Consider the following 12,205-nt stretch of genomic DNA (forward strand, 5'->3'; position numbering starts at 1 on the left):
AAAGATTAAAATGATTAGGTCGATACTTTATAATAAAATTTTTCTGCTGTTCGTAGTTTTCGTAGGTTTTAGTAATTTTTATGGACAAAAAAAATTCACGCTGGTTTTGGATGCAGGACACGGAGGCAGTGATACCGGAGCTACCAGAACCTATCCCGACCTCGGCCCCGTGCAGGAGAAAGACATCACGCTGGGCATCGTCTTGAAATTGGGACGAATGCTGGAAAAAAATAAAGAATACAAAGTCATCTACACACGAAAAGTTGACGAATATCCGTCTTTGACTTACCGGACCAATCTCGCCAACAAAAGCGATGCAGATCTTTTCATCTCGGTCCACGTGAACTCCTCATCGAGCAGGAGCGCAACCGCGCAAGGCACCGAGACCTTCGTCCAAGGTCCCAACCAAAACAAAACCAACCTCGATGTAGCTAAAGCAGAAAATGATGTGATCTTCCTCGACGACCAAGACCGGGAAAACTTTGCCTCCTACAATCCCAACTCTCCGGAATCTCTCATCGCACTGAAGATCCAACAAAGCAAATATTTGGAAGCCAGCCTCATCATTGGTGGTCTCGTCGAAGATAATTTTGTGAAAAAAGACAAAAGACTTTCGCGAGGCGTAAAACAGGAAAATCTACACGTTCTGAGAATGAATGCCATGCCTTCCATCCTTATAGAAACCGGCTTTGTCAATAATTATGACGATGCCCGTTATATCTCTTCAGACGAAGGACAGCAGGCCATCGCAGAAAGCATCTACAATGCCATTGTCAGTTATAAAAAAATGGTGGACCGAAACGTCAAAAAACCTGAGCCCGAAAAACCGGCGGAACAACCCCTGAAAAACGATTTCCGAATCTTGCTGATGAGTACGCCCAATAAATATAGCACCGACGATCCGGCACTCAAAGGTCTGAAATATATCCTTACCATCAAAGAAGGCGGACTGTACAAATATTACTACGGCACCACAAACTATGCCTCCGTACGAGATACAAACCTAAAGACAGCAAAAGATGCGGGTTTCCGAAATGCAAGTGCTATCAGCTTTGTGCCCAATCAATCGTTGGGAGCCGGATACTACACTTTGGAAGTCTATTCCGGAAAGGGTAAATTGGATTCCAAATCCCCGATTTTGAAAACGATTCCCGATCTCATTAGAAACAAGGAAAACGGCGTGTTCTACTACACCTACGGAAAGTACAAATCTCTGGAAGAAGCCGTCAAAGCCCAGAAAGATCTGGAGCAAAAAGGAATTGCCAATACTGTAATCGAGAAAAAATTGAAATAGACAAAAAGATTTGCCCAACCCGTCTAAAGTCTCTATTTTTGCAGTCCACCAAAAAAATGGCCTATTCGTCTAGTGGTTAGGACTCAAGATTTTCTATCTTGCAACAGCGGTTCGATTCCCCTATAGGCTACTTTACAGGAAGGATTGTTAATATTAGCAATCCTTTTTTCTTTAACCTGTCCGAAACTATTGATATTACTGCATATTAAAGGGACTACACTATTGATTTCTGCGGTTCGATAATTTCCGTTCTCGTAAATCAATTTTTCCGGAAATATCGAACCGAGTATTTTATGTCTAACTTCCATCTCGGATTTTTCATAATAACTGCCTAAGTCTTTCAACATTCCAAAGCTGTACTGAACCATTACCATAAAATCATTATGTTCCATCTCCAATTCTTGCTTCTGACTCTCTAATCTGTACAGTTCGTCTTCAAAGCGTTTCTTGCCCCTCTCATAGTCCTGCTGAGTTATTTGGTCTTCCAACAGCTTATCAAGCAGTAAATCCAATTTTTTATTTAGGCTGTCTATAAGCCCTTTTATGTGCGTTACTTCTTTGTCCTTGTCCTTCTTGTCTTTGTTGAATACATCTTGCAGGATGAGGTAGTATAGCTCTAACACTTCGTCTTCGACCGTGAAATTGCCTAGGTAATTTGTAAAAGCATCATTAACCTCCTCGTATTTTTGTCTCTCTCCGCAACCTTGCTGGCAATGGTAATAGCCATACTTTGCAGACCTTCCTTTTGAAAAACTTGCCGTGAGCGGATTCCCGCACTGAGGACACTCTAAGAAGCCTCTTAGAGGAAAGTTCTCATCCTTTCTTTGCTTTGGTCTTGCAGTATGTTTCCTACCTTCCAAAATGTCCTGTACGGATAGGAACAATTCCTCGCTGACAATAGGCTGGTGTTTGCCGTCTGCGAGGATTTCCGGTTCATCATTCCAGGCAGCAATTTTTATCTTACCCATATAAGCAGGATTCTTGACAAGTTTATTAAATGGCGACTTTGTAATTTTAAAGCCTTTTTTCAATAGCTGCCTCCTAACATCTTCAATAGTAAACAAGCCTGTTGCAAGTTGCTGAAAAGCCCATCTTATTAGTTCCGAATCTCCATTAGGCTCAATATATTTTTCTCCATTTTTTTGGACATTACTATATCCTCTGGGAGCAGTTGCCATCCAGTTACCTTCCTTTTGTGCCCGCCTCATACCTCTCTTGGTGTTCAATGCCCTTCTCTCATTTTCAACTTGAGGTAATCCAAGATTGATGAGGTGTATCAAAAGGCTTTCAGGATTGTTCAAATCAACCTGCTGTTCTATAGTATTGAATTGAATCCCGTACTTTTTCAACTCGCTTATCATTTCTAGTGACAGCTGAGCATTTCTTGAAAACCGGTCATATCTAACAGCCAAAAACAAATCGGCTTTTAAAATCTTTGACCTAAGCTGCATCAGCATCTTTTGAAATGCCGGTCTGTTAAAGTTTTTTGCAGAATGGTCATCCTGGAAGTGTGCAACTATTTCATAATTATTGCTCTCGCAGTATTTCCGCAACCTTTCTTCCTGATCAGAAAGGCTGAATCCACGTTCAGCCTGTTCATCAGTCGATACTCTTGAGTAAATGATTACCCGCCTTTGTCTTGTTCCTGCTGCGCTGCTCATATTCAATAGTTGCTAATTGATATAAAAAATCTCGGATTTTTGAAATTTCATCGTCTGTGAATTTTTTCTTTTTGTCTTTGTGCAAAACTTCCTTGCACTTTTCTAAACTTAACATTTTGATTTCAATTAAGACTGACCTTTGAGGTCTTCAATCAGTCAGCCGTTTGAAATGAGGCGGAGGTTTTCCGTCCTTTATTTGATAGCATTAAGCTGTTTTTACGGCTTAAATCTTTCCGTTCGTGTAATGTGTACGATTTTATTATCAGCGATTTTAATTGAAATGTCCTGATAGGCAGCTTTGCTGATGATGTTTATTAATTTCTCATTAACCTGCATCTCCTGCTGTGCTTCCAGCAAATACACTTCGCCTTCCTGCATTTTGATCTTGATCTCTTTAAAGTCGCCTGTCCGGATGTAGTACAAGATTTTCATTTCCTCATCGGTCAGTTCTGGAAGTTTATCCGGGTCTGCAATGGCAACATCAAAATTGTTGTTCGGGAAAATTTCTTTTGCCAAATGAAAGAAGTTAAACATAATGTGAGGCGGAAGTACCTCCTTTTTAACAGTCTCGGAATAAAGCCAAGAGGTTGTAAGGTTGATGCTTCCGTTTGGATTGACCATCATAATGTAATGGCTTCTCAGCACAGAGTGGATAATCGCAAAGTCTATCATACGAAAACCCGGCTGAACTTCATTAAACAACTTTTCCCTGATTGTTTTTATTATTTTGAGACTAAGCCCGAATCCACGCAAATGGGTCACTATATCTATCCAAATAGACTCGGTGCGGTCAAAGTAGAACCAGCCCCCCTCGTGGTGCTGTTCTCCGGTTATAACGCCTTCCTTAACCCAATGCCCGATGACCCTTTTGGATTGCTCGGTAATCCTCCTGCCTTTTTCTTTTTTGAAGCTATCTGCAATATCATCGTCCAGCACAAAGTTGATGAGGTTTTCGGAGATGTTCTCCATCATTTCCTCCTGCGCTTTTTTATGAATATCCGCCTGCAAGGCACGCATCTTTTTTAAGTCCAATCCCATAACTTTAATTTTTATTATACAAATATAATATAATAATTAATGTTATACAAATATATAAAATTTAAAAATCAATTCCAATCTTATTTTGGATATAAAATGTAAAAACCCAGTGATATTGACCACCTAAATATCCCAAGCAAGGTTAGAACAGATTTTTTATCGGAGATATTTTCTTCTAAAATTTTATTTAGGAATAATTCTAATTTTATCTTAAGATTTGAAAAAAGTTCTTCATTCATTTTCTCTTCCTATATTTTAAAAGCAATTTTTGTAATTCTTCAATCACATTACGATCTCCATTATAGCTATCTCTTAAAAAATAGAGAATTCCCTCTGTCTCTTCTGAAAAATCTGAGATATTGCGAATTTCTGAAAGACTTTCAATTAAAATTTCGTATGAACGGTTATATCCAGCTGTGAAATAATAAGCCTCATTTATTTTCTGAATTATAGTCTGTAATTTTTGCATAAAAATTTCGTCTTCTGATAATGTCGATTTGTCCATTGTTTTATTTTATTAAGAAGTTTGTATTAGTAATAAACATCTGGTAACTACCTCCTGTATAAATTCCACCTTGTGAAGCAGCTCTTCCAAAAATATATGGTGTACCAGGAGCTATCTGAAATTGTTTGATTCCAGTCATACTATTCCATTTTTCGGGCAATGCTAAACCAACACGATTAGTAAGATTATCAAACGCAGGGAACAAATATCTTCCTTCCGAAGCTGCTTTTCCTCCATAAAATCTTAATCCAAACGTTGCATTATCAGCGGCTCTCATACTTATACTTTCTATTTGAAAGGATTTTAAAATATCAATTCTGTCTAACCTTGAAACTCCTGCGGCTTGTAAATATTTAGATGCAGCTTTAACTCCTGCATATGCATCTTCTCTCAAAACAGAAGAAGTTGCTCTCCCTTTACTTGCAACAATCGCCAACCCACCCAAAAGGATTGCAAGATTTTTGTCTATCGATTAAGTTTTTGCTTGGCAATCTTGTACTTTAATAAGTATGGTTTAGGTAACTTTTCATAATTCAATCCATTAATTATATTTACAAAATTTTCATAATCGTTCTGTTGCCAAGCTTTATCCGCAGCATTTATATTTTGTTGATTTAACAAATTCTGAGTATAAATTTTACTCCTTTCTAAATCAAATTTTTCCAAATCATTTATTTTATTTCCTATGAGAAGCGATTCACCCTCATTCTCAAAAAATATGACTAAGTTATTTATAAATACTTCAACAGATACTTTGTCTAAGTTTAGGAGTGAATTAAAAAAAAGAATAAGAAGATTATTATTTATTTCTATCATATCTGTTTTTCCTCTTTTCCCTACCCAGATTGTATTTGAATTTTCAAATGGATTATGTACAATATTAATTTTAGTAATAGAAGATTGAAATCTTAGAACATTTTTAAATTCCTCAACTATTTCAAATCCATATCTCTGAAATATTGGAAAAAGCTGTGTCTTTATCTGTATATTAAAATCCATAATTTAAATTATTTTATTGGTGGCATCCAAGCTCCAACACTAGGATTATACGTCCATCCTCTGCTTTGTAATGTAAATCTTTCTGCATTCAAGAATCCTCCCGTAGGAATTAAATTGCCATTTGGTAAACGATATGAATCATATATAGGATTTCCTAATCCCATTTCCCTTCTTAAAGAACCATAATTTGCTTTCCAATTCAATTTAGGAGTTCCTTGATTGGGAAGATGAAGCATATAATCACCTTCTCTCCATTCTAATTTACCCGTTTGTTCTGCTCCCCATTTAAAAAGATTCAATCCTCCTCTTTCTGCAGCAATTTCTCCTTTCACAACAGAAGAAGTTGCTCTCCCTTTACTTGCAACAATCGCCAACCCACCTAAAGCCAACGCTGCATATTTGTTTTCAGGCTTAGCATTGGCTAAAGCAATTCCCAAAACATCCCAAACACTGTCCATCATTATCACACCACCCTTATCATTACAATGTCCGCAATTTGTATATGCTGCTGCTGCTCTTTGCTGGAAGTCCCATTCACCGGCAGCTTTGCCAAAAGCTTCAGACATTGCCCAGATATTATATAGGTAATTGCCTCCCATATTCCAAGTCTGTGCGTTCCCTTTTCCCTGAAAAACAACCGGAGAAATATTATATATCCTCTCTCCAATACCTCCATTAGAGTAATTGGTATTAAGACTGGTATAGTTTCCGTTGTAATCTACCGATATATTATCACCACTTTCAAATCCCATTCCTGTATTGGTCCACGTAGAAGTGCTGCCATTTGGTGTAGAATTCCAGAAAGAATTGAAGAAATCCCTGCTTACCCTTCCATCCGGGTCGTACATCATCACCGGGTTGTTAAGGACATAAGCATACGGTGAGGTAGAAGCATAACTCTCCGAGAGCTGATCCATCCCGTTCCATCTGCCAATGTCCGGCATATACTGTCGCCATCCGAAATCATACTGGCTGGTTGTCTCCAGCTCCTTGCTTCCGAATTTCCAGTTGGTATAGGTAGTGGAAGGGTTATAGACCCCTACCATATCACCACTGCTGATAAAATTAAGCCCAAAAGGATAATAGCTGTTTGCCGTAAGAATTTCTGCGCTGCCATCTGCATCCTTTGCATAGCTTAAGCGGACATTACCCAGATGGTCTTTGTACTGGTAAATGTACTGCTTATTTTCATAATCGTAAAAACCTTCGGCAGTGGGGAAAAAATAAGGCTTGGTCGCTACATTTCCGGGATTTCCGGTATCGATAACTGCTACCTGCCTTTTTTCAGCCAGCATCAATGCTTCCTCCTGTCCTGCTGTGGCGGCTTCTTTTGCTGCATCATTATCGTCTTCCACCGCAGTTTTTAAAGCCCCGCTGTATGGTGTGGTATAAACAAATCCGTCCAGGTATTCTGTTTTTATGACCTGGGAAGAAAGGCTAAATACTTTCTTCAGCTTCAATCCATCTGCACGGTAATAATATTGCGTCTCTGTGGTGTTTTGCACAATATTTTCAGGAAGGTTCAGGAAATTGTAGAGCATTTCCTGTGTGATCTTCTTATCCGGCATCGTCAGCATATTCCCGTTAGGGTCATAGGTATTGGTAAGCCCGCCTCCCGGATAGCCGCTTTTGTTGGCGGAGGCTTCCGTAATTCTGCTAAGCTGGTTACCGTTGTAGAAGTATGTAAGGTTATCCACAACACTAGGAGTAGTTCCCTTTACAGGTCTCCCGTTGCGTTTCAGGGTAGCAATATTCCCGTTATAGTCATAGGAGACCTCTTCATCGTAAAATTTCAGCTGCGGCACCGTATGGTCAGGTTCCTGATAATTAGCTTTGGTCAACTGGTTGACGCCATCGTACAGATACCCATATCTTCTTCGGGTTTCATCAGCTGCACTGTTCCAATCTACTTCAGTAATCGTCCCATTGAAATGTGCAGGAGCAAGGCTTGCATTTGCTGGGTTATTATATCTCAGCTCGTAGGCAAATAGTTTTCCGTTCAGGTTGGCAGGGTCATTCACCTTGGTGAGCCATCCACGGATATTGTACGCATAATCGATGGATTGTAATGGTGAGCTGATGTTGCCTCCTACTTTCTTGTTGGTCACTTGTCCCAGATCATTATAGGTGTATTGGGCTAATAATTCCTCCGGGTTACTGTCTACCTGATGATAATGCTTTTCTAAAAAATTTCGCGAGCTGTATTCAAAGCGTTCTTTTACTGTTACGATGGCATCCGAAGATAAGCGCTGATGGTAGGTTTCCACTTTTTTGGTCAGTCCTGCCCAATCCAGCTGGGTATAGGTTTTGGTAGTACCTCCCAGATGGTTGATCTCTGTAGCACCTATATTTCTGCTTTTCTCATCATACCAGAAATAGGTTTTTGTCCATTTGTTATCCGAAATATTCTTTATATAGCTTGCCGTCGGAAGGGTCTTGGTACTTTTATCCGCCAGGTTATCTCCGGATAGGGTGGTTTGGGTAAGGATAGTGGCATCCCTTGCAGGAGTCCCGCTTACTGTCGGATATTCATCATAGTAATTCACAGACAACAAAGTTTGTATTACCGTAGGATAGGAATTGTTGCTATAATAGCTGGCTATGCCATTGGATGTAAATCCTGCAGATGTAAGCTTTACCTCATATCCGGTAGGCGATGTGAGGCTATTTACCTGATTATCCACATACGCCTGGATACTTTGCCTTGATGTGCCATCCCGGGAGATACCTGTATAGACCACCCTGCCGAACTGGTCGTACTTGGTGAAAAGCCAAGCTTCGCTACCTGTGCTTCCGCCATTGGATTTCCCACTTTTCAGATTGGCATCCTGATAGAGGATAACCTGCCCTTTTTTATTATAAACCATTCGCTCCCAGTCTTTGCCCGGTAGCTTCTTTTCCACAAGACGGTTATGGACATCATACTTATACTGATAGAATAGGTTGCTTTTGGTAGTATCATCCAGAGGTTGGTTTTTTGCAGCCGGTGGAATGATGAAAGCCAGCTGTCCGTATTGGTTATACACATAGTAAGTATCCAGCTCGTCTGTCCCGTTTCTGCTTTTCGATAGCAAGACCTGCCCCAAACCATTTTTATAGGAAATATTGACACTTCCGTCTTCGTCCGTAGCTGTTGTTTTATAGAGCGTATTCGCCGGATAAGCAGAGGTTTGGGTAAGAGCAGCATCAAAAGTAGTATAGTCGAATATTGCAGTGTATTTCTTGACTTCTCCGGTCGTGTTGAATCCATATGCCATTTTCTGGGTTTTCCCCGAAGACATTTGCCAGGCATCACCCGGAGCAGCGGTTTCCAACACCCTCGCCAACGGGGAATTTTCGGTTTTAATTTCCGCAAAAGCATTAGTAACACCATAATAGCTGTTGATACCTGCTTCGGCGACGTTCTGCAAAGCGCCCTGTAAGGTGGCTTTTGGTACCGGAAGATATTGCTTATCCTGTCTTCCGGTAACCGGGTCATAGAAATAAGTACTGACCATATCCTTCCCGTTGTAAGTGGCACCAATATCTATGCTTTGTTTCGGTCTTCCCAGACCATCCAGATACTGCACGTTCTGCAACTGCTTTGCACTGCTATTGGCAGTGGGATTTGACGCATTGTACGTTACCGGTTCCAAGTAGATGCGATTATAAACATAGGTTTCATTACTACTGAGATTCTGAGCCTGTAAAATCCCTGTGATGGCTAAAAAGCCGGTATATAATAGTTTGATATATTGTTTCATGATTCTTATTAATAAGGATTAACCATTATCCTGTTCCTTTTAGTTAGGAGAATTAGGATTATACTTATATTCTTTCACTACCTGATGTTCGGCATTTTCCACTCTTTGCAAACGATTGGCATTGTCATAATAATAAAACTCCCTCATCCCGTTTGAAGATGTCATGCTGGTCACACCAATGAGCGGGTCATAGGTATAGGTGGTGATAAGATAGTTTTTAAACAGACCTTTCTTTCTGAATGTTTCTAGGGCAATCCTTAATTCATTTTCTGTGGCATCATTTATATCCTGATCGGATTTGGTCACAATATCAGCCCCGGTGTAAGCATCCGAAGAGGTAGCCAACCCGAGAACTGTCATTACATCCTCATATTTTGCACCTTCTATCCTGGCAATCGGCTGGGTACGGTTATAGCCCCAGATAACGGTGGTAGGTACGCCATCTCGGGTGCTATACTGGAGAAGGTTGCCTTTGGAATCATACCGGTCATAGGTCACCTTATCTTTAAGTGAACTATCCGCAGCATATGACAACGAAGTGGTAGGGAAAAGGCTACCCGGATTTTCAAATTTGATTTCCGTATGGGAGACCTCGGCACCATTTAGTTTAGCCGTGGATTCCAGTGGCAAGCTTATGATGTTGGCTGTTATCAGGTGTTGGTTCTGGCTTGCCTTTTCGGTGGCATATTGGTAATTGTTCTCTGTAGTGCTACCATCAGCAAGTGTCTGCTTTTGTGATGATATTCCGAAATTAGAAGGATTGGTCTTGATCTCGGTAATGTGTTCCATACTGTTCTGAGAGGCATCATAGATATGGCTGGTTATTTTCTGCTCTTTGATATAAGCCGTTTTTGTATAGGTCTTATAATAGGGGTTTGATAAGGCTGGATGAAGAATATACTGCGGCTCTAATTCCCCAAATACCGGCTCAAAGTTTTCATCTGATATTTTTTGATTTTGTGCGTTATAATTTTCTTTTTTTGTTAATAACCCATTATTTACCAGATTGTAATACGGAAGGAAGGATGAGGTGTTCTGTATCAATGTTGTTGGCGGAAACTCGTCAAACAATTTGTAATAATACCACGTATAGCCCTTACCGGTCTCTCTGGTTGTTTTTACATTTTTATAATTGATGTAGGGAACACTATGGTCACCAAGCGTAAATAACTCTGTGCCACTGGAAGAATTGGCATCACTTTTCAGAGTATATTCAAACGTTTCGGTTCTTGCCGGAGGAATGGACATATAGAGGTCGTTCATTCCTGAATAGTAATTAATCGTCTGTATCCTTAGTCCGGAATCTTCAACTGTTCTCGCATTTTTATAAGGAGGGGGCAGGTAATCTATCTGATAACACTCAACATCTGCAGTTCCCCCTGTCCCATATAATTGCATGGTGTAATCGCCCGGATTAAGATAATAATAGGTTACAGTATAACCGGGAAGCTCAGATTTATTTCCATTGATGACCGTGCCGTTTTTCTTTAACTGAAAATATAATGAAGGAGGTGGATAATTTGATTCCTGGGGATAAATCTCTGTAGTGATAAAACGAATATATATACCTGTTGTTTTACTGACATGTATTGTATAGAACCTACTTTGATTGGTATCTACCTGAAAAGAATTAAAATTGGTCAGATATTGCAGGTCGGGATAAGAGACGGATTGGGTATTTTTTATATTGTTGATGAATTGTTGTGTATTTCTATCTTCAAATTTTTGATTGACCCCAAAAAGATATTCCTTTATTCCTCCGGTTGGCAGCATTATGGTTTTTAATAATCCCTTGGTATCATACTTTGGATTCCAATAAGCTTCATGCTCTGTGCCAGGATTAAGCAGAAAACTGGCTCCATATTGCCCCGGAATTGCCCCATATTCTCCATATCCATAATATTCATACCCGAATTTTGTAGTTTCAATTAATCCGGAGTTTTTGTCAAGTTTTCTAAGCTTCCATAATGCCCGTTTAACCACTGTTTGATTCTCTCCTAAAACATTTTTGAATCTATGAGAAATATCCGTATAATCTAAAGCATACTGTGAGATAATGTTTCCATTCCTATCCTTTAATTTTATAGTATTGATGCGGTAAGGGTCATTATAAGTATTGCCCGAGTTTTGGGTATAAGTATAGGAAATGTCTATTGTTCCATTTCCTATCGATTCAATACTTTCCAGCTTGTAAAGCTGCGTGGAAAGTGATGAGTATGGATATTGGGCAAGTGGCTCTGTATAAAGATGATTATGAAAAATCACAATGTCTTGCCCGGAAGGGGATATAATCTTGTTCAGGTAAAAAGCGCTTTTGTAAATGTATTTTGCCTGAGGTGAAACAGGGTAAAAGGAAGTGGCAAAGTCACTGAATACATATTTGTATCCTCTGTCATCCGTAATAGTAAATGAGGTAAAATCCTGATAATTAGTATAAGCCGTTCCGGTAAACTCTACTCTGAGGGCAGAAGGGGTCAGCATAATGGCTTTGAATCCCCCTGTTCCGTTTTTCTCTATTCTGAACTTCCCTGAATATCCGGAAAAATTGTAATAATAGACATCACTTAAGAAGTAATCTGGATTTGGGGTATAATTAGGAGTGTTATTAGAGTTTTCGTCTTCCAGATGATCCGGCACGTTTACAACATCTCTTGAAATAACACCTCCGCTGAAAAGACTCCATCCCGCACCAACCTCACTGGCTGGCTGGTCTGATTTCAGATTAGTCGGATGATAAGCCAAAGCCATGCTAATAGTAATATCCTTGCTGTTGGTGGGCAAGCCCATCAGAGGAAAAGAGATATCCGGGATGCCAGTCGTGAGCGAAACCGGGGAATTGATATAGGAGGAAAAAGACGAGACCGAGGGAACCGTTTGCCCACCTCCTCCAATGGTTGCCTGTGATTTTAACAAGGTAATACTTGTTATGATAAACAATAAATTATAAATTTTTCTCATATTTGGT

The 12,205-nt window shown here is 39.7% G+C and carries 8 protein-coding genes and 1 tRNA gene; 2 read left to right on the forward strand and 7 right to left on the reverse strand.

Annotation, left to right across the window (positions count from 1 at the left end):
• Positions 1 to 10 precede the first annotated feature (10 nt).
• Together DTW91_RS04675 and DTW91_RS04680 are read left to right on the forward strand one after the other, a co-directional pair.
• Positions 11 to 1,294, forward strand: a complete 1,284-nt coding sequence (locus DTW91_RS04675; protein ID WP_125202236.1) for an N-acetylmuramoyl-L-alanine amidase — start codon at positions 11 to 13, stop codon at positions 1,292 to 1,294.
• Positions 1,295 to 1,352: 58 nt separating this feature from the next.
• Positions 1,353 to 1,424, forward strand: a tRNA-Glu gene (locus tag DTW91_RS04680).
• On the opposite strand, the gene DTW91_RS13055 is transcribed toward DTW91_RS04680, so the two are convergent.
• The 7 genes from DTW91_RS13055 to DTW91_RS04715 form a co-directional block, all read right to left on the reverse strand.
• The gene (locus tag DTW91_RS13055; RefSeq protein WP_410493723.1) at positions 1,378 to 2,955 is read right to left on the reverse strand and encodes a recombinase family protein; all 1,578 of its coding nucleotides are present in this window, start codon (positions 2,953 to 2,955) and stop codon (positions 1,378 to 1,380) included. The genes DTW91_RS04680 and DTW91_RS13055 overlap by 47 nt on opposite strands.
• Positions 2,956 to 3,171: 216 nt before the next feature.
• Entirely contained in the window at positions 3,172 to 3,993 is an 822-nt protein-coding gene (locus DTW91_RS04690; protein WP_125202237.1) for a MerR family transcriptional regulator, read from the reverse strand.
• 235 nt (positions 3,994 to 4,228) lie between these two features.
• Complete coding sequence (locus DTW91_RS04695; RefSeq protein WP_125202238.1) at positions 4,229 to 4,498, reverse strand: hypothetical protein; 270 nt, start codon at positions 4,496 to 4,498, stop codon at positions 4,229 to 4,231.
• A gap of 4 nt (positions 4,499 to 4,502) precedes the next feature.
• Complete coding sequence (locus tag DTW91_RS04700; protein ID WP_125202239.1) at positions 4,503 to 4,943, reverse strand: hypothetical protein; 441 nt, start codon at positions 4,941 to 4,943, stop codon at positions 4,503 to 4,505.
• Positions 4,944 to 4,963: 20 nt separating this feature from the next.
• Positions 4,964 to 5,497, reverse strand: a complete 534-nt coding sequence (locus DTW91_RS04705) for a hypothetical protein (protein ID WP_125202240.1) — start codon at positions 5,495 to 5,497, stop codon at positions 4,964 to 4,966.
• 8 nt (positions 5,498 to 5,505) lie between these two features.
• The gene (locus DTW91_RS04710) at positions 5,506 to 9,240 is read right to left on the reverse strand and encodes a DUF6443 domain-containing protein (protein WP_125202241.1); all 3,735 of its coding nucleotides are present in this window, start codon (positions 9,238 to 9,240) and stop codon (positions 5,506 to 5,508) included.
• A gap of 39 nt (positions 9,241 to 9,279) precedes the next feature.
• Positions 9,280 to 12,198, reverse strand: a complete 2,919-nt coding sequence (locus tag DTW91_RS04715; RefSeq protein WP_125202242.1) for a hypothetical protein — start codon at positions 12,196 to 12,198, stop codon at positions 9,280 to 9,282.
• Positions 12,199 to 12,205 lie beyond the last annotated feature (7 nt).

The sequence above is a fragment of the Chryseobacterium sp. SC28 genome (genome assembly GCF_003932955.1).
GTDB lineage: Bacteria > Bacteroidota > Bacteroidia > Flavobacteriales > Weeksellaceae > Epilithonimonas.

Coding starts and splice junctions, on each gene's coding strand:
- DTW91_RS04675 (WP_125202236.1), top strand. CDS start 11: ATGATTAGGTCGATACTTTATAATAAAATTTTTCTGCTGTTCGTAGTT.
- DTW91_RS13055 (WP_410493723.1), bottom strand. CDS start 2,955: ATGAGCAGCGCAGCAGGAACAAGACAAAGGCGGGTAATCATTTACTCA.
- DTW91_RS04690 (WP_125202237.1), bottom strand. CDS start 3,993: ATGGGATTGGACTTAAAAAAGATGCGTGCCTTGCAGGCGGATATTCAT.
- DTW91_RS04695 (WP_125202238.1), bottom strand. CDS start 4,498: ATGGACAAATCGACATTATCAGAAGACGAAATTTTTATGCAAAAATTA.
- DTW91_RS04705 (WP_125202240.1), bottom strand. CDS start 5,497: ATGGATTTTAATATACAGATAAAGACACAGCTTTTTCCAATATTTCAG.
- DTW91_RS04710 (WP_125202241.1), bottom strand. CDS start 9,240: ATGAAACAATATATCAAACTATTATATACCGGCTTTTTAGCCATCACA.
- DTW91_RS04715 (WP_125202242.1), bottom strand. CDS start 12,198: ATGAGAAAAATTTATAATTTATTGTTTATCATAACAAGTATTACCTTG.